Here is a 21,937-nt window from a genome sequence, read left to right on the forward strand (position 1 = left end):
TTGTCCTGGCGTCTGATTTTTGGGTTATTTGACTAATGAAAATAGATCATTGAGCGATTCGCTCATCGACGGGTGAGTAAAAATCTGATCGCGTAATACGCTATAAGGCATTCCGGCATCCATCACCATTTTCACTATATTGATCATCTCGTGGGAATCAACACACAGCAGTGATGCCCCTAATATGCGTTGGGTTTTATTATCGACAATCGCTTTTAATACCCCACGGGTATCGTTCATCACTCTGGCGCGCGGAATTGCTGTTACAGGTAATGTTGCCACCTGAATATCCGCGCCGCTTTCCCTGGCCTGCTCTTCCGTTATACCAACCCGGGACAGCGGTGGAGTCATGAATACGGAATAAGACACATTTTTCCGATCGTCTGTGCTACGTTTGCCTTCTCCCAGTAACTCATCGCGCACGATGCGGAAGTCATCCAGTGAAATATAGGTAAACTGTAGCCCGCCGGTAACATCTCCCATCGCCCAAATATTGTCCGCTGTGGTATGTAATTGCTTGTCAACGACAATTGCTCCGCGCTCGTTTACCGCGACACCGGCATTTCCTGGCTTTAACGAAGCAGTAGCCGGTTGACGGCCGGAAGCTATTAACAATGCATTCACCGCCAGTTGGGCGTGCCCGGTATGCACTTGCACTTTATTTTCATCGTGGCTGATTCGCTCCACATGGGCATTGAGAATAATATCGACGCCCTGTTCGCGTAAAATAGTCGCGATATTATCAGCAATATCCCGATCCTCACGAGGCAAAAACAGAGGCGCGGCTTCGAAAATAGTAACCTTACTGCCAAAATTGGCGAACATAGAGGCGAACTCAACGCCAATATATCCCCCGCCCAAAATACCTAAATGCTCGGGTAATTCCTTCAGATTCAGTAATCCGGTACTGTCATAGACGCCAGGCGTTGTGGTTATTCCGGGAATTGGCGGAATCACGGTTTGCGCACCGGTATTAATAAAAATTTTCTCGCCACTAATCTCCAGATTTCCCTCAGGTCGATGAATGCGCAGAATATGGTTATCGATAAACTCCGCTTGTCCGTCGATCACGTCGATATTGGTCATATCTGCAAGATTATGGAAATTCTTATCGCGTAATAAACTGACGACCTCATCTTTACGCTGCATGGCACTGGCAAAATCTACGTGCTGTTGTGCATCATGAACCAACGTTTTGGTCGGGATGCAGCCGATATTAATACAAGTCCCGCCATACATTGCGTTCGATTGTTCGATGAGGGCCACACGCCAACCCGCTTTAGCCAGCGTGACGGCTAATGTTTTTCCTGCCTTACCAAAACCAATAATAACTGCCTGATATTTATTCATGATAATTTCCTGTCGAAACGTATTCATTTGACATAATGACTATAGACGTAAAGGCAAAAATAATATTTCTTCACAACGCTTAAAATTTTGTCTTATCGTCTTGTGTTTATTGTTTTTTAATCAGGGTCACAATATGACGATGATGATTAACTAGTTGATGATATTAGATTAATGCTTATATAAGATTGCTGCTGTCTGTAATCAATAACTACTCAGGAGTCTGATATGGATGCCCTTAGCCGTTTGTTGATGCTTAACGCTCCACAAGGAACGATCGATAAAAATTGCGAGTTAGGAAGCGACTGGCAGCTTCCACATGGCGCAGGAGAACTGTCGGTTATTCGTTGGCATGCGCTAACACAAGGTGCGGCGAAACTGGAAATACCGACGGGGCAGACCTTTACGTTACGCTCAGGGAGTGTGGTTCTGTTACCACACAATTCAGCGCATCGCCTGAGTCACGTCGAAAATGAATCGACCTGTATTGTCTGCGGCACTCTTCGACTGCAACGTTCGGCGCGTTATTTTTTAACCTCTTTGCCGGAAGTGCTGGTTTTGGCACCGGAAAGCGACAGTGTGGAATTTCACTGGCTGAGGGAAGCGATTCCTTTTTTACAACAGGAATCCAGATCGGCAATGCCGGGAGCGGATGCACTGTGTAGCCAGGTCTGCGCGACACTATTTACACTCGCGGTACGTGAATGGATTGCACAGGCTAATACAGAGAAAAACATTCTCAGTTTGCTACTGCATCCGCGTCTTGGTGCGGTGATCCAGCAAATGCTGGAAATGCCCGGACACGCCTGGACCGTCGAATCACTGGCCAGCATCGCTCACATGTCCAGGGCAAGTTTTGCCCAACTTTTCCGTGATGTTTCCGGAACTACGCCACTGGCTGTATTAACAAAGTTACGCCTACAAATAGCGGCCCAGATGTTTTCCCGGGAAACGCTCCCTGTTGTGGTGATTGCTGAGTCGGTAGGCTATGCCAGTGAATCATCTTTTCACAAGGCTTTTGTCCGCGAGTTTGCTTGTACTCCGGGAGAATATCGGGAAAGAGTCAGACAACTTCAGGAGGTTATCTTGTAAGCTAAGTATGAATAAGATTACCGGGCATAAAAATAGAGTCTGTCATACTTAGCGTAGTGGAGGAAAACAGCAGGATGTTCTGGAAGATATAAAGAACATCCTGGCATTCTGGAGATAAGATTTTTGTTACTTAGCCTTTATTTGTGTTCTGACAAATATAAAAGCATATTATCGCATAAACCAGAAATAAAAGAGGCCAACTTTTAAGCCAAGTATCGCGATGTAGGCACAGCAATATTTCATGGTGCCAGACATTATTTGATTAGCCTGTCCTTCCATTTTCGTGGCTGAAACGGCAATGGCGATACTTTGTGGCGAAATCATTTTTCCTCCCGTTGCACCGGAGGTATTTGCCGCCGCCAGCCAGTTGGGATCGATATGTAACTTACTGGCTGCAATAGTTTGCAGTTTGCCAAACAAAATATTCGAGTTAGTGTCGCTACCAGTGACGAAAGTACCCAGAGCACCAATGACCGGGGCGAGGAAGACATATGAACTTCCTGTGAGGTCGACAATTGACTGTGCCAGCGTAGAAATAATGCCGCTGAGATCCATAACTGTTGCCATAGCGACAATAGCCATAATTGCAATAATAGAATTTTTAAGTTGGAGCACGGTTTTGACAAAAACTTCCAGCATACCGCGTGCTGAAGCCCCCTGAATAAAACCGCCGAGAATAGTCGCAAAGATAATCAGCATTCCTGGCGTCGTGAGCCATTCGATTTTTAACACCAATGTTCCACCATCGACCAGTGAAAAATGCAGTGCTGAAGCTAACTGAGATGCTGCCGCCTTTATCGTTGGGAATAACGGTGAGCACAACAGAATAAAGATAAAAATGAACAGGTAAATAGAGCCGACCCGAAACAGCACCTTTACTGAGCGTGGTGCCATTTCACGGGTATGGCTGGCTTCAATACGCCACTCGGGATCTACGTCTCTTTTGCGTAAACGGCTGGCAATTGCGACAGTGAAAAGGCTAACCAGGCTGCCAGCAAAAGCGGGTAATTCGGCACCGAGATGTATGGCAACAAAATACTGCGGAACAAGTGTCGCAATGCCACATAGCAGCGTGATAAGGAATACGCCGCGAATTGCTTTCACACCGCCGCCAATAATACCAATAATGACAAAGGGCAGCAGGAGATTAAAAATCGCCAATTGCAGAATAATTGTGCCACCTAAGGTGTAAACCGACAGGTTAACCTGTTCGGCCAGAATCGAAACCGGAATACCCACTGCCCCAAACGCTGTAGGTACGGTATTAGCAACCAGTGAAGCAATTGCGGCTTTCAGTGGGTTGAATCCCAGCGCGATGAGGATACCGATAGGGATTGCGACCGCTGTACCGTAACCGGCGGCAGCTTCAAGAAAACCACCAAAACACCACGAAATAAGGAGTACCTGGATACGCTTATCTTCGCTAATACTGGCGAGAATATCGCGGAGAATATCCAGCGCTTTGGTTGCCTGCATCACGTTATAACTGAATATCGCGCCGAGGATCACAATCACTATCGGCCATAACCCTTTGAGTGCGCCATAACTCACGGAGGCTTTAAGATTTTGTACTGGCATGTCCCAGAACAGGACAGATAAAACAGCAGTGAATACCAGTGATATCAGAACTGAATAATGAATAGGCATCTTCAGTTTCAGAATCAGAAATACCATAAGGAGCAAAGGTGAGAGTGCTATAGCAAACATTAAATATCCGTGCATTTCTATTTCCAACTATATTGCTTGACCTTGTTTATATATTTTTCCGAAGAAGGCTATCTCATTGTGAAAATAAAAAATGCAAACTGAATCGCTTCAGTAAAATAAAATTATGGCTGTTGATGATTGTATGTTTATTGTTGATTACTCGACGTATAAAACAATGAATGTATATTTTCACAGCTCCAAAATGAGTAGCTCAAAATAGGTATGGGAGTTCATGGCTATGAACTTTATGGCCTTCTTAAATCAAATTCATGATCCCGTGTTGATAGTGTGTGTCATTATAAAAATGTGAGCGATGCCGAAAGAAATAAAATTAGTTATTGCATCCCGGAATTGAATGACGGATTATCTGTTTTGTCATACAAATGAGTTTGAAATTGTATTTTGCTACCTGATTAAAAAAGAGCCCCTATTTTTGCTGATGATTGATAACCCATAAGGGGTGGTTGCCATCGGGCATAAACAGAAATGAAGTAATGGAGTATTGGTTGTGAATGTAAATTTCTTTGTTACCTGTATTGGTGATGCACTGAAATCAAGGATGGCACGAGACTCCGTGTTGCTACTGGAAAAGCTCGGCTGTCACGTAAATTTCCCGGAGAAACAGGGATGCTGCGGTCAGCCAGCGATCAATAGTGGTTATATCAAAGAAGCGATTCCAGGGATGAAAAATCTGATCGCCGCACTGGAGGAAAACGACGATCCCATTATTTCTCCTGCCGGTTCCTGCACCTATGCCGTAAAAAGTTACCCGACCTATCTGGCTGAGGAGCCTGAATGGGCATTACGTGCCGAAAAGGTCGCTGCGCGTATGCAGGATCTCACCTCTTTTATTGTTAATAAATTAGGGGTAGTTGATGTAGGAGCCAGCTTGCAAGGGAGGGCTGTGTATCACCCGTCTTGCAGTCTGGCCCGTAAGTTGGGGGTGAAGGATGAGCCACTTACGCTCCTGAAAAATGTGCGCGGGCTGGAGTTGTTGCCCTTTGCCGAACAGGACACCTGCTGCGGATTTGGCGGCACATTCTCGGTCAAAATGGCCGAAATATCCGGCGAGATGGTGAAAGAAAAGGTTTCACATCTGATGGAGGTTCGTCCTGAGTATCTCATTGGTGCTGACGTGAGTTGCCTGCTGAACATTAGTGGGCGGTTACAACGGGAAGGGCAGAAAGTCAAAGTGATGCATATTGCTGAAGTGCTGATGAGTCGCTGAGGATATAAAGATGTCGATCAAAACCAGTAATACAGAATTTAAAACACGCATCCGTCAGCAAATTGAAGATCCGATCATGCGCAAAGCGGTGGCAAACGCGCAGCAGCGTATTGGTGCAAATCGGCAAAAAATGGTTGATGAATTAGGGCACTGGGAGGAGTGGCGTGATCGTGCCGCCCAGATTCGTGATCATGTTCTGAGTAATCTTGACGCTTATCTGTACCAGCTCTCAGAAAAAGTGACGCAAAACGGCGGCCACGTCTATTTCGCAAAAACCAAAGAAGACGCTACCCGCTATATTTTACAGGTTGCCCAACGTAAAAACGCGCGGAAGGTGGTGAAGTCCAAATCAATGGTGACCGAAGAGATTGGTGTCAACCATGTGTTGCAGGATGCGGGCATTCAGGTGATTGAAACTGATTTGGGTGAATATATTCTCCAGTTGGATCAAGATCCGCCATCTCATGTCGTGGTTCCGGCTATCCATAAAGATCGCCACCAGATCCGCCGGGTGCTACATGAATGCCTGGGCTATGACGGCCCGGAAACGCCTGAAGCAATGACCTTATTCATCCGGCAAAAAATCCGCGAAGATTTCCTCAGTGCTGAAATCGGTATTACCGGCTGTAATTTCGCGGTGGCAGAGACGGGTTCGGTATGCCTGGTGACCAATGAAGGCAATGCGCGGATGTGTACCACGTTACCTAAAACGCACATTGCGGTAATGGGGATGGAGCGTATTGCCCCCACTTTTGCCGAGGTTGATGTATTGATTACCATGCTGGCGCGCAGTGCTGTTGGCGCGCGTTTGACGGGATACAACACCTGGCTGACAGGGCCGCGCGAAGCCGGACACGTTGATGGCCCTGAAGAGTTTCATCTGGTTATTGTCGACAACGGGCGCTCTGAGGTGCTGGCCTCTGAATTTCGGGATGTGCTGCGTTGTATTCGCTGCGGGGCCTGTATGAATACTTGTCCGGCATATCGCCATATTGGCGGCCACGGATATGGTTCTATTTACCCAGGGCCAATCGGCGCAGTGATTTCGCCACTGCTTGGCGGCTATAAAGATTTTAAAGATCTCCCCTACGCCTGTTCTTTATGTACAGCCTGTGACAGCGTTTGTCCGGTACGTATTCCTCTGTCGAAACTGATTTTGCGTCATCGTCGGGTGATGGCTGAAAAAGGGATCACAGCAAAAGCAGAGCAACGAGCGATAAAAATGTTCGCTTATGCCAATAGTCATCCGGGATTGTGGAAAGTCGGAATGATGGCAGGCGCTCATGCGGCGAGCTGGTTTATCAATGGCGGCAAAACACCGCTCAGGATTGGCGCGATTAGTGACTGGATGGAAGCACGCGATCTTCCTGAAGCTGACGGCGAGAGTTTCCGTAGCTGGTTTAAGAAACATCAGGCGCAGGAGAAAAAGAATGGATAATCGTAGCGAATTTTTGAACAACATTGCTCAGGCTCTGGGTCGCCCGTTGCGACTCGAACCGCAAGCAGAAGATGTGCCGCTTAACAACTATGCTAACGAGCGGCTTACTGAACTTAATCAGCAGCAGCACTGTGATGCGTTCATCCAGTTTGCCAGCGATGTCATGTTGACGCGTTGTGAACTGACCAGCGAGGCGCAGGCTGCAGAAGCCGCATTACGCCTGTGTAAAGAGTTGGGAGATCAGTCTGTTGTGATTAGCGGTGACTCGCGACTGGAGGAACTGGGGATCAGCGAACGTTTACAGCAGGAATGTAATGCCATTGTTTGGGACCCGGCGAAAGGTGTAGAGAATATCTCCCAGGCGGAGCAGGCGAAAGTTGGCGTTGTGTATGCTGAATATGGCTTAACAGAGTCGGGAGGCGTGGTACTTTTTTCCGCTGCCGAGCGCGGGCGTTCGTTGAGCCTGCTACCGGAGTCCTCTATTTTTATTCTGCGTAAAAGCACCATCTTGCCGCGAGTGGCACAACTTGCAGAAAAATTGCATCAGAAAGCGCAGGCCGGTGAACGTATGCCATCCTGCATTAACATCATCAGTGGCCCCAGTTCAACAGCGGACATTGAGCTTATCAAAGTCGTTGGAGTTCATGGCCCGGTGAAAGCGGTATACCTGATTATTGAGGATTGCTGAGAGAAATATTGATAGCCATTCTGCTATTCAGTAGCAAGAAAGACAGCGACTATACCGCTATTACCGATTTACACAGTGGGACACAAGTCTGCGCCATGTCCTGTATATGGCGCACTTTCTTATACCTTTAGCGTATCATCACCGTTGTAGATAATCGTGTATCCTCTCGCAGAGGTTATATCTATACAGCGAAGCCATTAGTTTAGACTGATGGTCTGCCAGACAGTGAATAATAAAAACATAAAAAGAAACATTGATGCCCAAAATCACCACCGGGTCGAAACCATTGTTCAATAAGTTTATTCTTATTTGAGGTAATTGTAATTACATATTCGAATTGGGGTCTTATTCATGCAAGGCGTGTGGAGTTAATGCGTCAGAATTATTGTAACTACATGTTAATTAAGGTTTAATTGTCTGTGTATGATATTTTATTGGATGTTTTAAATATTATTTATTCCTAATCTATTATTAATATTTCAATATAAGCTGAATGGATTCAGCCTTAAAGTTGATGCTATGAAAGTATGTGCATAGTATGAATAATTTGTGTGTTTAAGACACATCTTTACTCATTTTGTAATCGGATGTTGACGCCATGTTCATATCAGTTGGGATATTTTAAGTTGATTTGGATTGTTAAATTCATATAATGCGCCTTCGCTCGTGAATGAAGGTCAGTACTTAGTGGTAAATTATAAATATAGAAATAGTCGAACTACTTCTATAGTACCCCAAATGCGTGACTGAGATTGTTGGCTTTTAATATTAAACTTGCGTTATTATCTACTGAGATTCACTTGTGATTACATTTCTGAGGTATTTAGCGTAAACATTATTGAGCAAACATTAGAGGTAACGATAAACTGATTGATAGTGATGTTTGTTGTTATCGATACGGCATTGTTGATGTTTATGGTTACCCCTTATGCGTGCTCGGGAATCCACCAGTAGTAACTCATACTGAACAGCGATAAAAGATAAAAGGTGTGTTCATGGATTCATGTGATTTTCGTGTTTTTCTGCAAGAGTTCGGTACAACGGTTCATTTGTCATTGCCCGGTAACGTATCCGAGAAAGAGCGACTGCTACTCAAGCTGCTGATGCAGGGGATGTCGGTTACAGAAATATCACAATATAGAAATCGCAGCGCAAAGACAATTTCACATCAAAAGAAACAGCTCTTTGAGAAACTGGGGATCCAAAGCGATATTACTTTCTGGCGCGATATTTTCTTCCAGTACAATCCGGAGATCATATCCGCCAGTGGTAATAACAGTCACAGATATATCTCTGACAACCACTATCACCATATTGTCACACCTGAGGCAATCAGTCTGGCGCTGGAAAACCATGAATTCAAACCGTGGATCCAACCTGTTTTCTGCGCACAGACAGGGGTACTGACTGGCTGTGAAGTGCTGGTTCGCTGGGAGCATCCGCAAACGGGAATTATTCCTCCGGATCAGTTTATTCCTCTGGCGGAATCATCCGGCTTGATTGTGATAATGACCCGTCAGTTGATGAAACAAACCGCGGATATTCTGGCACCAGTAAAACATTTGCTGCCGGATAATTTCCATATTGGTATTAACGTGTCCGCGGGTTGTTTCCTGGCATCCGGGTTTGAAAAGGAGTGTCTGAACCTGGTTAAGAAATTAGGCAACGATAAAATCAAACTGGTTCTCGAGTTGACGGAACGTAACCCAATTCCGGTAACGCCAGAAGCCAGAGCGATTTTTGACAGCCTGCATCGCCATAACATCACATTTGCTCTGGACGATTTTGGTACTGGTTATGCGACCTATCGTTACTTGCAGGCGTTCCCGGTCGATTTTATTAAGATCGATAAGTCGTTTGTGCAAATGGCCAGTGTGGACGAAATCTCCGGCCATATTGTGGATAATATTGTCGAACTGGCACGTAAGCCTGGTCTTAATATTGTGGCGGAAGGGGTTGAAACTCAGGAGCAGGCGGATTTAATGATCGGCAAAGGCGTTCACTTTTTGCAGGGCTATTTGTTCTCCCCGCCAGTACCGGGTGATAAATTTATCTCTGAATGGGTAATGAAAGCGGGTGGTTGATATAAGCCGCAGTTCAGAGTGCATCGGGAGAGTGCCGGGTATTAATTCTCCCGATGCAGTAAATCCTGATAGATCCTTGTTAATATGCCATTTGGCGCAAATTGTTTTTTAATCCACTGCGTCACCTGACCCGTTGCGGAGTGCTGGGTTGCCAGTAACATGCGCGAATCCTGGCGCGGGTTATGAATTTGGCGGGTAACCAGCAGTGATTGCGCCATCGCTTCGCGAACCATGTAATCCGGCAAAAAACCAATCCCTTCGCCCAGAATCTGGCACTGACATTTGGTGTTGAAATCTGGCACCAGAATCGATTCCTGACCGTGTAGCAACCAGCCCACTTTTTTATTAATCGTATGTGCGGTGTCTTCCACCATGATATTGGGATAGAGACGTAACTGACTTTCAGCGATTGGCTCCGGCATGAAGGCTAACGGATGAGCCGGGGCGATGGCAAAGGCCCAGCGAATCGCACCAATCTCGGTGTAATCAATACCGCCACCGTCCAGTAGCGTATCGGGCGCGCCAATGGCGATATTCGCCTGGTTATTGATAATCGCGTCCCAGACACCGTTATACACTTCGGTGGTGACGGTAATCTGGCAGGTGGGAAATTGCTTTTTCAGTACCTGCAATAAGCGTGCGGTGTGTTTGGGTGTATAAAGTAGCTGATTAATACAAATGCGTACCCGCGCTTCTATGCCTTGCGAAATAGTATCGATACTGCGTTTAATAGCGTGAAAATCATTCAGCAGGTCGGTGGCCTTGCGGAAAAAATAGCGCCCGGATTCCGTTAGCTCAATGCTGCGGGTGTTGCGGGTAAACAGCACCACATCTAACCCCGTTTCCATTCGCTTGATGGTGTAGCTAATGGCGGAAGTCGTTAAACCCAACTCTTCTGCGGCTTTACTGAAGCTGCCAAAACGTGCAGCGGTAGTAAACGCCAGCAGATTTTCTTCGGTAAAAATTGAGTTCATTAAACCATTCCCGCCATTTTCTAATATGAATTTCTCCAGCCATGACTGTAGAGGTATCTATTAAAGATAGATAATCATTTTTGAATAACTTTTAACACCCGCCGCTTTTGGTTGTCGCTTCGCTTAATTTTTGTCCGCTATATTCTGAAATTATCCCCACGCAATTACCCGCCAGAAAACCCAGTAGCGTTACTGTCCAGTTCATCCCGCTGGCAAAAAACAGCGTCATGCCAAGAAATCCACCGGGAATGAATGACAGTAACCAGAAACGCCCTTGCCAGACCACCACCGCCGAGAAGGGAATGGTGGTAATCACGCTTGCCCAGAATCCGGAAAGCCCACTCACAGAGGCCAGCCAGCCGGAAGCCAGTGCAGCGAAAAATGCCCACACCATCCCGGAATAATTGACTGCCAGACTCTTGATAAACCCCGATTTACCGCCGCCTGCGGCATAAAAACTGCAAAAGGCGACGAAGCCTGTTGTTCCTAATAAATCCCATCCTTGAGAAAGCCCGACATGTGAAGACACTAACTGCCAAAGCCCTGCACAAATACCGACGGTAATACCCGTTGCAGTGAGTCCGTTCATCTTGTTCTCCTCTGGTTAGACGTGGACGGAAGCTGTTAATACATATGCAGACTATAGAGAAATAAAACCTGATTGAGTGAAAGGGTATGGGGAGAAAAAGATAAATATTGCACTGGCGCACACTGCTAAAAGATTGTTGAGCATCATTCAACAAAAAGACGGAATACAGCGAATTAAATTTAAGCGGGTTCTTTTGGTTGAGTTTCGTTGCTATTCTCAATTCATCGAAAACAGCCACAAAAACCAGGGGAATGTGAATGAGTATAAAAAATCTACCTGCCGACTATTTATTGGCTGCCCTACAAGGTGATATCGATAAATTAAAAACCTGCCTTGCGCTGGGTGTCGATATTAATACCTGCGATCGCCAGGGGAAAACGGCAATTACGCTGGCAAGTTTATATCAGCAATATGCATGTGTGCAGGCGTTAATTGATGCCGGTGCAGATATTAACAAACAAGATCATACCTGCTTAAATCCTTTTTTAATGAGTTGCCTGAACGATGATTTAACGCTACTACGAATTATTTTACCGGCTAAACCCGATCTTAATTGCGTCACCCGTTTTGGCGGTGTCGGCCTGACGCCAGCCTGTGAAAAAGGCCATTTAAGTATTGTGAAAGAGCTTTTGACGCATACGGATATTAACGTCAACCAGACCAATCATGTTGGCTGGACGCCGCTACTGGAAGCGATTGTGCTTAATGATGGCGGGATTAAACAACAGGCGATTGTCCAGTTATTACTGGAACACGGTGCCAGCCCGCATCTGACGGATAAATATGGCAAAACACCGCTGGAACTGGCGCGGGAACGCGGTTTTGAAGAGATTGCGCAGTTGCTGATTGCCGCAGGCGCATAAACCGGGAGGCTTGCTATCGACACACCAGAAAGACGGTGTGTGTGGGCGCTAACTGCGGATGCGGATTTTCTGGCGCAGCGGGGAGAAGGTCAGGTTGAACAGGTCTTTGCCAGAGCGGTAAACATTGCACTCCCGGCTCACCAACAGTTGCTGACGCTACTTTGTGAAGAGTACGACAATGCGCCAAACAGTTGTCGGTTGGCACTCACTCACTTTGATGGTCTGTTCCGTCATGGCGATAAGGTTCAGTTTGACGATCACGGGATTACGGTTGGTCAACATATTCATATAGATAAGCGTCGTTGCCAGCGTTGGCTGTCTCCAGCACTGCAATTGACCACTGAGAATTTCCACTTTATCGCCTGGCAACAGTGGCACGACATTATTCATCAGCATCTGGGGGAAAATGAAACCCTGTTTAATTATTGCGGTGATAATCCGTTTTATCAGGCGTTAAATAAAGAGTTACAGATTAAAAGACGTCGTGTAATTCAGGCATTAAGCGATAAACAAAATATCGCATCAGCGGTCGCTAACATGATGGGGTTAGGGATTGGTCTGACACCTTCAGCCGATGATTATTTAACAGGTCTGGCGCTTGTTTTATTTATTTCCGGACATCCGGCAGAAAAATACAAAGGGGGCTTTTATCGCGGCCTGCAATGCGGCAGAAATAACACTACGTTATTAAGTGCCATAACGTTAGAAGCGGCATTGCAACAACGTTGTCGGGAAAATATTCATTATTTTATTTACGACATTATTTATGGCGTCCCTGGGAACTCAACTCAGGCAATAGAAAAGATTAAACATATTGGCTCCAGTTCCGGCTGCGACATGCTGTATGGCATGGCCGATGGTTGTGCGCTGAGCCAAACCTACGGAGGGAATTATGTCAGTTAAAATAGTCATTAAACCGAATACCTATTTTGATTCTGTCTCGCTGATGTCCATCTCCACGCGCGCAAATAAACTCGACGGCGTCGAGCAGGCATTTGTGGCGATGGCGACCGAAATGAACAAAGGCGTGTTGAAAAATTTAGGGCTGCTGACGCCGGAGCTGGAACAGGCCAAAAACGGCGACCTGATGATTGTCATCAACGGCAAACCAGACGCAGACAACGAGCAGTTGCTGGCGGAGATTGAAGAACTGTTCAACAGCAAAGCGCAAAGCGGCTCGCATGAGGCGCGTTACGCCACCCTTGCCAGCGCCAAAAAGCATATCCCGGAAAGTAACCTGGCAGTGATTTCTGTCAATGGCCTGTTTGCCGCGCGCGAAGCGCGTCAGGCGCTGCAAAACGACCTCAACGTGATGCTGTTCTCCGATAACGTCTCAATTGAAGATGAACTGGCGCTCAAGCAACTCGCTCACGAAAAAGGGCTGCTGATGATGGGGCCGGACTGCGGCACGGCGATTATCAACGGCGCGGCGCTCTGTTTTGGTAACGCCGTGCGTCGCGGCAACATCGGTATTGTTGGTGCATCCGGCACCGGCAGCCAGGAACTGAGCGTCCGTATCCATGAATTTGGCGGCGGCGTTTCGCAACTGATCGGCACCGGTGGGCGCGACCTGAGCGAGAAAATTGGCGGTCTGATGATGCTCGATGCCATCGGAATGCTGGAAAACGATCCGCAAACTGAAATCATCGCGCTGATCTCCAAACCGCCTGCGCCTGCGGTGGCTCGCAAAGTGCTGGAACGTGCGCGCGCCTGCCGCAAGCCGGTGGTGGTTTGCTTCCTCGGTCGTGGTGAAACACCAGTGGATGAGCAGGGGCTACAGTTTGCCCGCGGCAGCAAAGAGGCGGCGCTGAAAGCGGTAATGCTCTCCGGCGTGAAACAAGAACATCTCGACCTGCATACGCTGAACCAGCCGTTGATTGCTGATGTCCGTGCGCGTCTGCAACCACAACAGAAATACATTCGTGGACTGTTCTGCGGCGGCACGCTGTGTGACGAAACCATGTTCGCGGTGATGGAAAAACATGGCGATGTTTATAGCAACATCCAGCCCGATCCGGAATTCCGCCTGCAAGATATCAACCGCAGCATCAAACACACCTTCCTCGACTTTGGCGATGACGACTTCACCAACGGCAAGCCGCACCCGATGATTGACCCGACTAACCGTATCAGCCGCTTGATCGAAGAAGCGCGCGATCCAGAAGTGGCGGTGATCGTGATGGATTTCGTGCTCGGATTTGGATCGCATGAAGATCCGGTCGGCTCCACCCTCGATGCGATCAAAGAAGCGAAAGCGATCGCCGCAGCCGAAGGCCGTGAGTTGATCATTCTCGCCTATGTACTGGGCACCGATCTTGATACGCCATCGTTAGCACAACAGAGCCAGATGCTGCTTGATGCCGGGGTAATTCTGGCCAGCAGCAGCACCAATACCGGATTGCTGGCGCGTGAATTTATCTGCAAAGGAGAGGAAGCCTGATGAGCCAGTCACTGTTTAGCCAACCGTTGAACGTTATTAACGTCGGCATCGCCATGTTTAGCGATGATCTGAAAAAGCAGCATGTAGAAGTGACCCAGCTCGACTGGACGCCGCCGGGACAGGGCAATATGCAGGTGGTACAGGCGCTGGACAACATTGCTGATTCGCCGCTGGCGGACAAAATCGCTGCCGCTAACCAGCAGGCGCTGGAGCGCATTACCCAGTCGCATCCGGTGCTGATTGGTTTTGATCAGGCGATTAACGTGGTGCCGGGCATGACGGCGAAAACCATTCTTCACGCCGGGCCGCCGGTTACCTGGGAAAAAATGTGCGGCGCGATGAAAGGTGCGGTCACCGGTGCGCTGGTGTTTGAAGGGCTGGCGAAAGATCTCGATGAGGCGGCTGAACTGGCGGCTTCCGGGGAGATCACATTCTCGCCGTGCCACGAACACGACTGTGTGGGATCGATGGCGGGCGTTACCTCTGCCTCGATGTTTATGCACATCGTGAAAAACAAAACCTACGGCAACATCGCTTACACCAACATGAGCGAGCAGATGGCGAAGATTTTGCGTATGGGCGCTAACGACCAGAGCGTGATTGACCGCCTCAACTGGATGCGCGATGTGCAGGGGCCAATGCTGCGCGACGCGATGAAAATTATCGGTGAGATCGATCTGCGCTTAATGCTGGCGCAAGCGCTGCATATGGGCGATGAGTGCCATAACCGCAATAACGCCGGGACGACTCTGCTGATTCAGGCGCTGACGCCGGGGATTATTCAGGCAGGCTATTCCGTCGAACAACAGCGCGAAGTGTTTGAGTTTGTCGCCAGCAGCGATTATTTCTCCGGCCCGACGTGGATGGCAATGTGTAAAGCGGCGATGGATGCGGCGCACGGCATTGAATACAGCACCGTAGTGACCACGATGGCGCGTAACGGCGTCGAGTTCGGCCTGCGGGTCAGCGGATTACCGGGGCAATGGTTTACCGGCCCGGCGCAGCAGGTCATCGGGCCGATGTTTGCCGGTTATAAGCCGGAAGATTCGGGGCTGGATATTGGAGACAGTGCTATTACCGAAACTTATGGCATTGGTGGATTTGCTATGGCGACCGCACCTGCAATCGTCGCGCTGGTGGGCGGCACGGTGGAAGAGGCTATCGATTTCTCCCGTCAGATGCGTGAAATCACCCTCGGTGAAAACCCTAACGTCACCATTCCGCTGCTGGGTTTTATGGGCGTGCCATCGGCTATCGACATCACCCGTGTGGGTAGCAGCGGCATTCTGCCGGTGATCAACACCGCCATCGCTCATAAAGATGCAGGCGTCGGTATGATTGGCGCGGGCATTGTGCATCCACCATTCGCCTGCTTCGAGAAAGCCATTCTTGGCTGGTGCGAACGTTACGGCGTTTGACTTACATGTTTATGCCGGATGCGGCGTGAACGTCTTATCCGGCCTGCGAATGGCGCAAGAATCTGTAGGCCTGATAAGACGCGCGAGCGTCGCATCAGGCATTTGTCACCATTGCCGGATGCGGCGAGAACGCCTTATCCGGCCTACGAATGGCGCAAGAATCTGTAGGCCTGATAAGACGCGCGAGCGTCGCATCAGGCATTTGTCACCATTGCCGGATGCGGCGAGAACGCCTTATCCGGCCTACGAATGGTGCAAGAATCTGTAGGCCTGATAAGACGCGCGAGCGTGGCATCAGGCATTTGTCACCATTGCCGGATGCGGCGAGAACGCCTTATCCGGCCTGCGAATGGCACGAGAATTGTAGGCCTGATAAGCGTAGCGCATCAGGCAGTCTGGCGTTGGTCATAACCCCATCATCCTCTGTAGCGGACATAACAACATGAAAGAACTTGTGGTCGTTGCCATTGGTGGCAACAGCATTATCAAAGATAACGCCAGCCAGTCGATTGAGCATCAGGCGGAGGCGGTGAAAGCCGTCGCCGATACGGTGCTGGAAATGCTGGCTTCCGATTACGACATTGTGCTGACCCACGGCAATGGGCCGCAGGTCGGTCTGGATTTACGCCGCGCGGAGATTGCCCATGAGCGAGAAGGGCTGCCCCTAACGCCGCTGGCGAACTGTGTGGCAGATACGCAAGGCGGCATTGGCTACCTGATCCAACAGGCGCTGAATAACCGGCTTGCCCGCCACGGCGAGAAAAAAGCCGTCACCGTGGTGACTCAGGTGGAAGTGGATAAAAACGATCCGGGTTTTGCTCATCCCACCAAACCTATTGGCGCATTCTTCAGTGAAACCCAGCGTGACGCATTACAAAAGGCAAACCCTGACTGGCGTTTTGTAGAAGATGCCGGACGGGGCTATCGCCGCGTTGTCGCCTCGCCGGAACCGAAACGTATTGTCGAAGCACCTGCTATTAAGGCGCTGATCCAACAGGGCTTTGTGGTGATTGGCGCGGGCGGCGGCGGCATTCCGGTGGTACGCAGCGAAGCGGGGGATTACCAAAGCGTGGACGCGGTTATCGACAAAGATCTCTCTACCGCGCTACTGGCGCGTGAAATTCACGCCGACATTCTGGTGATCACCACCGGTGTGGAAAAAGTGTGTATCCACTTTGGCAAACCGCAGCAGCAGGCGCTGGATCGCGTAGATATTGCCACTATGACCCGTTATATGCAGGAAGGGCATTTCCCGCCCGGCAGCATGTTGCCAAAAATCATCGCCAGCCTGACGTTCCTGGAACAGGGCGGCAAAGAAGTGATTATCACCACGCCGGAATGCCTGCCCGCGGCGCTGCGCGGTGAAACGGGCACTCATATTATTAAAACGTAAGGACGTAAGATGAAAGAAAGCAATAGCCGCCGTGAGTTTCTGAGCCAGAGCGGTAAGATGGTCACCGCCGCCGCGCTGTTTGGTACGTCTGTGCCGCTTGCCCATGCGGCAGCCTCTGACACAATCCATTGCGAAGCGAACAACACCATGAAAATCACTGACCCGCATTACTATCTCGACAACGTGCTGCTGGAAAACGGTTTTGACTACGAAAACGGCGTGGCGGTGCAGACCCGCACGGCGCGCCAGACCGTGGAGATTCAGGACGGCAAAATTGTTGCGCTGCGCGAGAACAAGCAGCATCCGGACGCCACGCTGCCGCACTATGACGCTGGCGGTAAGTTGATGTTGCCCACCACCCGCGACATGCATATTCATCTCGACAAAACCTTTTACGGCGGGCCGTGGCGTTCACTCAATCGCCCGGCAGGCACCACCATCCAGGACATGATCAAGCTCGAGCAGAAAATGCTGCCGGAGCTGCAACCGTACACTCAGGAGCGGGCGGAAAAACTGATCGATTTATTGCAGTCGAAAGGCACCACCATTGCCCGCAGCCACTGCAATATCGAACCGGTTTCCGGCCTGAAAAATCTGCAAAATTTGCAGGCGGTGTTGGCACGACGTCAGGCGGGCTTCGAGTGTGAAATTGTCGCCTTTCCGCAGCACGGTTTGCTGCTGTCGAAATCGGAACCCTTAATGCGCGAAGCGATGCAGGCAGGCGCGCATTACGTCGGCGGCCTGGACCCGACCAGTGTTGATGGTGCGATGGAAAAATCTCTCGACACCATGTTCCAGATTGCGCTGGACTATGACAAAGGCGTCGATATTCACCTGCACGAAACCACTCCGGCGGGCGTGGCGGCCATCAATTATATGGTTGAAACGGTAGAGAAAACGCCGCAACTAAAAGGCAAGCTGACCATCAGCCACGCCTTTGCGCTGGCCATGCTCAACGAGCAACAGGTAGATGAACTGGCGCACCGGATGGCGGCGCAGCAAATTTCTATCGCCTCGACGGTGCCGATTGGCACGTTGCATATGCCGCTCAAGCAGCTACACGACAAGGGCGTAAAAGTGATGACCGGCACCGACAGCGTTATTGATCACTGGTCGCCTTACGGCCTGGGCGACATGCTGGAGAAAGCCAATTTGTACGCGCAGCTTTATATTCGCCCTAACGAACAAAACCTGTCCCGTTCGCTGTTTTTAGCCACTGGTGACGTTTTGCCGCTGAATGAAAAAGGCGAGCGCGTCTGGCCAAAAGCGCAGGATGACGCCAGTTTTGTGCTGGTGGATGCCTCCTGTTCCGCCGAGGCGGTGGCGCGTATCTCGCCGCGCACGGCGACGTTCCATAAAGGACAACTGGTATGGGGGAGTGTGACAGGGTGATGTGCATTTGACGCGTTTGTAACGGCGAGCAGTAACCCCAGGGATGGGGTCGCCTGAATATGGCTTTGTTGGCTTTGATTCTCCTGAACATGAGAAATAGTGTGTGGTTCCACTAACCACACAGCAAATCTTACGAGTCGCCTTAAGCATTCGGCAACGCATAACACTTCACCGGTTTACCATCTTTCATTTCCATCAACATGCGGCTGGTCTGTAACGGTTTATCCAGCATATTTTGCTGGAATTGGCCGAACGCCCGACGGGCGTCCTTAATTGCGACTTTTGCGGCATTAAGCGATTGTTGTGCCATTTTCGCAAAATGACTTTATTGGCGTTGGTGGTATTCGTTTTTGTCGGCGTTCAGTAGCAGAGCAACCAGCGTTTCATCGCCCTTAATGTCAATCTCACTCATTTAATTGTCTCGTTGAATAGTGACTGGACGTTATTAGAAGCCGCGCACTCCATGAAAAAGTTTCATCCGTAAGCCCGGCGGCAAAAAATAAAATCCACAATCTTTGTGTCAAAAAGCATAAATTCTGTGAATTATTCCCATCAAGCGATTTAAATTTCTTACGCATGTGTTTGATCAATGTTTTTATGAGATATATAACGTTTTGTAGATGTAAAAATCGAGACTTTTCCTATAATGAGCGGGCGGTTTTTTTCCTTGCTGGTGATGTTCTGCCCTGCAAATTTCTTTTCCTTCACTCAAGGTATTTAGATGTTTTCGCTGACTTCGTTCCTCGACACGTTAACCTCTGTTAATCCAGAAAATGTGCCGATTTATGTCGCTATTGTGGTTGGGGTTTTGTTGTTGGGTTTCATTGTCCGTTACGCTATTCCTTCATTTAGGGTTTCAGCACGCTTTAAACAAAAAGCGAAAGCAATTCGGCTACTTGGCAATGAAAAACCGGCACAACAACTCGAAAAATTAGACGCGTTATTCTCTGATAAATTTTTTGCGCACCCCTGGAGCGAATTTAAAGAGTCTCTACATCGCCAGTTTGAGTTTGATGAAAACAGCGGGCAAAAAAAAATTAGCGCCATCCGCTCAACGGCTCCGTCGTCAGCATGGTTTACGGAACCATTATTAGTCGAAATTCCTCTCTATACAGAAGCGTTTAAACATCTCCCTGGCATCCTGACCGGAATTGGGATTATCGGCACCTTTTCGGGGCTGATGATTGGTTTGCACCATTTTGACCCCAGCACGCCAGAGCAGGTCAGCGCCAGTGTCGCTAACCTTTTACGCGACGTTCTGTATGCGTTTTTAGGTTCGGCATTTGCTATTACGTTCTCTATTCTGGTCACCATGTTTGAAAAATGGCGACTGGCGCAATGTTATAAAAATCTTGAACTCCTTACCGCCAGCATTGACCAGCTTTTTGAAGGCGGCGTCGGTGAAGATTACCTTTCGCAACTTCTTTCCAGTACTAAAGAAAACACCACCCATGCGAGGCAACTTAAGGATGGTCTGGTCACTGACCTGCGTGAAATGCTGCAAAACCTGGTAGATAGCCAGATGCGGGAAAATCAAAAGCTGGCAGAGACATTATCAACGACATATCGCGAGTCAGGCCAACAGTTTGCTGAACAGGTCAGTGGCGCTATTGAAACCAGTCTGAAAAATCCGCTGGATAAAATTGCTGGTGTGGTGCAAACCGCTTCCGGCGATCAGAGCCATCGTGTGCAGTCGATGCTGGAGAACGTCCTGACAGCCTTTATGAGCAAAATGGATAACACCTTTGGTCAGCAGTTCACCACCATGCAGGAGATGATGGGGCGTTCTGTGGAAGCCATTCAGTCGATGCAAAGCGGTTTTTCTACGTTGTTGCAGGATATGCGTCAGGCCGGGGATGACTCACGTCAGGGCAGCGCGCAACTGATCTCTCAACTGTTAAGCGAAATGAAAAGCGGTCAGCAGGAGATGCAGGCAGGGATGAATGAGATGCTGCGTAGTTTGCAGGAGTCCGTTGCCCGTATTGGCGCAGAAGGTGAGGGGGCGGGCGAACGGATGGCACAACAACTGGAAAAAATCTTTGCCGACAGTGAAGCGCGTGAAAAAGCGATGGCGGAACAGATGCGCGCTTTTATTGAGGCTATCCAGTCCAGTGTTCAGCAAGGGCAAAATGAAACCATGGAAAAAATGGCGGCTTCTGTGGATACGCTTGGCAGTCATATGGCAACGCTTTTCGCACAACTGGAAAATGGCCAGCAGCAACTTAATCAGCAGCAAAATCAGGCGCAAAATCTGCTGATAGGCAATATGAGCAAAGGGGTGGAAGCGCTGACGCAAAACCTGGCGGGTGTATTCAGCCAACTGGAGTCCGGGCAAAAACAGATGAGCCAGACTCAGGAACAAGGGCAACGCGTGCTGCATGAAGAGACTCAGCAGCTCCTGGCACGTAGCGAAGCGCGTGAGCAGGCGGCGGCCGAGCAACAACAACAGTTTATGACGTCGTTACAGCAAACCATGCATTCCAGCCAGGATGCCCTGCGAGAGAAAATGACCAGCGGTATTGATCAATTGGGTAGCCAACTTGGCAGCCTGTTTGGACAACTGGAAGACGGTCAGAAGTCGCTCAGTCAGCAACAGCAATCAGCGCAGAGTGCGTTGCAACAGGAAGCGCAGCGAATCATTGGTCAGCTTGAAAGTCAGGTTGAGTCGCTGATGCAGATGCTACGTGAACAGCAATCAGCCTCTGGCGAGTTGCTGCAACGGATGGCGCAAAACACCACGCGCCATCTGGAAGAGATACAAACAGGAGCCGACAAAATGCGCGTGGCCGCCGACCGCTTTGAAGCCGCGGGCGATCGCGTTGCCGAGGCTAATCAATTGACCGCCGAGGTGCTGAATAGCACGCAACAGGCAGGGCGCACGCTTTCCGGTGCCAGCGCGGAGTTGGGGGCATTGATTGCTGATTATCGTAATACCCGTGAAGTCGTGGCGAATGCCATAACCGCACTCGAAACGCTGATTAACCGTAGCCATGATGAACAATCATCCCGCAGCCGTTTTGTTGACGATCTGAAGGCGTATTCCGAACGCCTGCAACAATATAACCGCGAGGCTCAGGAGTTCCTGCATAACATTGCCGAGGTGATGGGAACCAGTTTTGAATCCTTTACGACCGGGGTGGAAAACGGCCTGAATCGTTCACTACAGGAGATGGATACGCAACTGACTAAAGCGGCAGGAGCCTTAAGTTCTTCGGTTGAGATTATCGGTGAAAGCGTGGATACGCTGGAAACGGTACTCCGTCATCGTCGCGCGTAAGGAACAG

The 21,937-nt window shown here is 49.2% G+C and carries 17 protein-coding genes; 12 read left to right on the top strand and 5 right to left on the bottom strand.

The features are described from left to right. Positions 1-24: 24 nt before the first annotated feature. Positions 25-1,350, bottom strand: coding sequence for a reactive chlorine resistance oxidoreductase RclA (gene rclA, locus A31E_RS20555; RefSeq protein WP_016248386.1), 1,326 nt, complete (start codon positions 1,348-1,350; stop codon positions 25-27). A gap of 225 nt (positions 1,351-1,575) precedes the next feature. Between rclA and rclR the strand changes: the two genes are divergently transcribed. After that, positions 1,576-2,439 (top strand): reactive chlorine-specific transcriptional regulator RclR, encoded by an 864-nt coding sequence (gene rclR, locus A31E_RS20550; protein ID WP_000339576.1) that lies wholly within the window; start codon positions 1,576-1,578, stop codon positions 2,437-2,439. 168 nt (positions 2,440-2,607) lie between these two features. On the opposite strand, the gene A31E_RS20545 is transcribed toward rclR, so the two are convergent. Next, on the bottom strand, positions 2,608-4,161 hold the full coding sequence (locus tag A31E_RS20545) for an L-lactate permease (protein WP_024193552.1): 1,554 nt from the start codon (positions 4,159-4,161) through the stop codon (positions 2,608-2,610). 493 nt (positions 4,162-4,654) lie between these two features. Between A31E_RS20545 and A31E_RS20540 the strand changes: the two genes are divergently transcribed. The 4 genes from A31E_RS20540 to pdeL all read left to right on the top strand — a co-directional run bounded on the left by A31E_RS20540 (position 4,655) and on the right by pdeL (position 9,584). Then, the gene (locus tag A31E_RS20540) at positions 4,655-5,374 is read left to right on the top strand and encodes a (Fe-S)-binding protein (protein ID WP_001102096.1); all 720 of its coding nucleotides are present in this window, start codon (positions 4,655-4,657) and stop codon (positions 5,372-5,374) included. A 10-nt stretch (positions 5,375-5,384) separates the two neighbouring features. After that, positions 5,385-6,812: a LutB/LldF family L-lactate oxidation iron-sulfur protein gene (locus tag A31E_RS20535; protein WP_000023937.1), complete on the top strand. Its 1,428-nt coding sequence runs from the start codon at positions 5,385-5,387 to the stop codon at positions 6,810-6,812. Next, entirely contained in the window at positions 6,805-7,500 is a 696-nt protein-coding gene (locus A31E_RS20530; protein ID WP_016248388.1) for a LutC/YkgG family protein, read from the top strand. Before A31E_RS20535 ends, A31E_RS20530 begins: the two co-directional genes overlap by 8 nt. A gap of 995 nt (positions 7,501-8,495) precedes the next feature. Continuing rightward, entirely contained in the window at positions 8,496-9,584 is a 1,089-nt protein-coding gene (pdeL, locus tag A31E_RS20525) for a DNA-binding transcriptional activator/c-di-GMP phosphodiesterase PdeL (protein ID WP_010377096.1), read from the top strand. A gap of 41 nt (positions 9,585-9,625) precedes the next feature. Here pdeL and A31E_RS20520 read toward each other — a convergent pair whose 3' ends face one another. Together A31E_RS20520 and A31E_RS20515 are read right to left on the bottom strand one after the other, a co-directional pair. Then, positions 9,626-10,558, bottom strand: coding sequence for a LysR substrate-binding domain-containing protein (locus A31E_RS20520; RefSeq protein WP_001084382.1), 933 nt, complete (start codon positions 10,556-10,558; stop codon positions 9,626-9,628). Between the two features lie 91 nt (positions 10,559-10,649). Continuing rightward, the gene (locus tag A31E_RS20515) at positions 10,650-11,147 is read right to left on the bottom strand and encodes a DUF1097 domain-containing protein (RefSeq protein ID WP_001515819.1); all 498 of its coding nucleotides are present in this window, start codon (positions 11,145-11,147) and stop codon (positions 10,650-10,652) included. Positions 11,148-11,404: 257 nt separating this feature from the next. Here A31E_RS20515 and A31E_RS20510 point away from each other — a divergent pair, with 257 nt between their 5' ends. The 6 genes from A31E_RS20510 (at position 11,405) to A31E_RS20485 (ending at position 18,653) form a co-directional block, all read left to right on the top strand. Further along, positions 11,405-12,010 carry an ankyrin repeat domain-containing protein gene (locus tag A31E_RS20510; RefSeq protein WP_000023625.1) on the top strand — a complete coding sequence of 202 codons (606 nt, stop codon included), beginning with the start codon at positions 11,405-11,407 and terminating at the stop codon, positions 12,008-12,010. 39 nt (positions 12,011-12,049) lie between these two features. Continuing rightward, positions 12,050-12,913, top strand: coding sequence for an oxamate carbamoyltransferase subunit AllH family protein (locus tag A31E_RS20505; RefSeq protein WP_016248389.1), 864 nt, complete (start codon positions 12,050-12,052; stop codon positions 12,911-12,913). Further along, positions 12,903-14,450: an acyl-CoA synthetase FdrA gene (gene fdrA, locus A31E_RS20500; RefSeq protein WP_016248390.1), complete on the top strand. Its 1,548-nt coding sequence runs from the start codon at positions 12,903-12,905 to the stop codon at positions 14,448-14,450. The genes A31E_RS20505 and fdrA overlap by 11 nt, the downstream gene beginning before the upstream one ends. After that, positions 14,450-15,868: a YlbE family protein gene (locus A31E_RS20495; protein ID WP_000083466.1), complete on the top strand. Its 1,419-nt coding sequence runs from the start codon at positions 14,450-14,452 to the stop codon at positions 15,866-15,868. The genes fdrA and A31E_RS20495 overlap by 1 nt, the downstream gene beginning before the upstream one ends. Before the next feature lie 442 nt (positions 15,869-16,310). Beyond that, positions 16,311-17,261, top strand: coding sequence for a carbamate kinase family protein (locus A31E_RS20490; RefSeq protein WP_000661655.1), 951 nt, complete (start codon positions 16,311-16,313; stop codon positions 17,259-17,261). Positions 17,262-17,270: 9 nt separating this feature from the next. After that, on the top strand, positions 17,271-18,653 hold the full coding sequence (locus A31E_RS20485; RefSeq protein ID WP_001515825.1) for an amidohydrolase family protein: 1,383 nt from the start codon (positions 17,271-17,273) through the stop codon (positions 18,651-18,653). 142 nt (positions 18,654-18,795) lie between these two features. On the opposite strand, the gene A31E_RS23785 is transcribed toward A31E_RS20485, so the two are convergent. Beyond that, a complete protein-coding gene (locus A31E_RS23785) occupies positions 18,796-18,963 on the bottom strand; it encodes a hypothetical protein (protein WP_228943928.1) in 168 nt (55 codons plus the stop codon). Between the two features lie 411 nt (positions 18,964-19,374). Between A31E_RS23785 and zorA1 the strand changes: the two genes are divergently transcribed. Next, positions 19,375-21,930 carry a type I Zorya anti-phage system protein ZorA1 gene (gene zorA1, locus A31E_RS20480; protein WP_016248391.1) on the top strand — a complete coding sequence of 852 codons (2,556 nt, stop codon included), beginning with the start codon at positions 19,375-19,377 and terminating at the stop codon, positions 21,928-21,930. Positions 21,931-21,937 lie beyond the last annotated feature (7 nt).

The organism is Escherichia sp. KTE159 (assembly GCF_000408805.1).
Classification (GTDB): Bacteria; Pseudomonadota; Gammaproteobacteria; order Enterobacterales; family Enterobacteriaceae; genus Escherichia; species Escherichia marmotae.

Coding starts and splice junctions, on each gene's coding strand:
- A31E_RS20515 (WP_001515819.1), bottom strand. CDS start 11,147: ATGAACGGACTCACTGCAACGGGTATTACCGTCGGTATTTGTGCAGGG.
- A31E_RS20510 (WP_000023625.1), top strand. CDS start 11,405: ATGAGTATAAAAAATCTACCTGCCGACTATTTATTGGCTGCCCTACAA.
- pdeL (WP_010377096.1), top strand. CDS start 8,496: ATGGATTCATGTGATTTTCGTGTTTTTCTGCAAGAGTTCGGTACAACG.
- A31E_RS20490 (WP_000661655.1), top strand. CDS start 16,311: ATGAAAGAACTTGTGGTCGTTGCCATTGGTGGCAACAGCATTATCAAA.
- A31E_RS20535 (WP_000023937.1), top strand. CDS start 5,385: ATGTCGATCAAAACCAGTAATACAGAATTTAAAACACGCATCCGTCAG.
- A31E_RS20485 (WP_001515825.1), top strand. CDS start 17,271: ATGAAAGAAAGCAATAGCCGCCGTGAGTTTCTGAGCCAGAGCGGTAAG.
- A31E_RS20495 (WP_000083466.1), top strand. CDS start 14,450: ATGAGCCAGTCACTGTTTAGCCAACCGTTGAACGTTATTAACGTCGGC.
- zorA1 (WP_016248391.1), top strand. CDS start 19,375: ATGTTTTCGCTGACTTCGTTCCTCGACACGTTAACCTCTGTTAATCCA.
- A31E_RS20545 (WP_024193552.1), bottom strand. CDS start 4,161: ATGCACGGATATTTAATGTTTGCTATAGCACTCTCACCTTTGCTCCTT.
- fdrA (WP_016248390.1), top strand. CDS start 12,903: ATGTCAGTTAAAATAGTCATTAAACCGAATACCTATTTTGATTCTGTC.
- A31E_RS23785 (WP_228943928.1), bottom strand. CDS start 18,963: ATGGCACAACAATCGCTTAATGCCGCAAAAGTCGCAATTAAGGACGCC.
- A31E_RS20520 (WP_001084382.1), bottom strand. CDS start 10,558: ATGAACTCAATTTTTACCGAAGAAAATCTGCTGGCGTTTACTACCGCT.
- rclR (WP_000339576.1), top strand. CDS start 1,576: ATGGATGCCCTTAGCCGTTTGTTGATGCTTAACGCTCCACAAGGAACG.
- A31E_RS20530 (WP_016248388.1), top strand. CDS start 6,805: ATGGATAATCGTAGCGAATTTTTGAACAACATTGCTCAGGCTCTGGGT.
- rclA (WP_016248386.1), bottom strand. CDS start 1,350: ATGAATAAATATCAGGCAGTTATTATTGGTTTTGGTAAGGCAGGAAAA.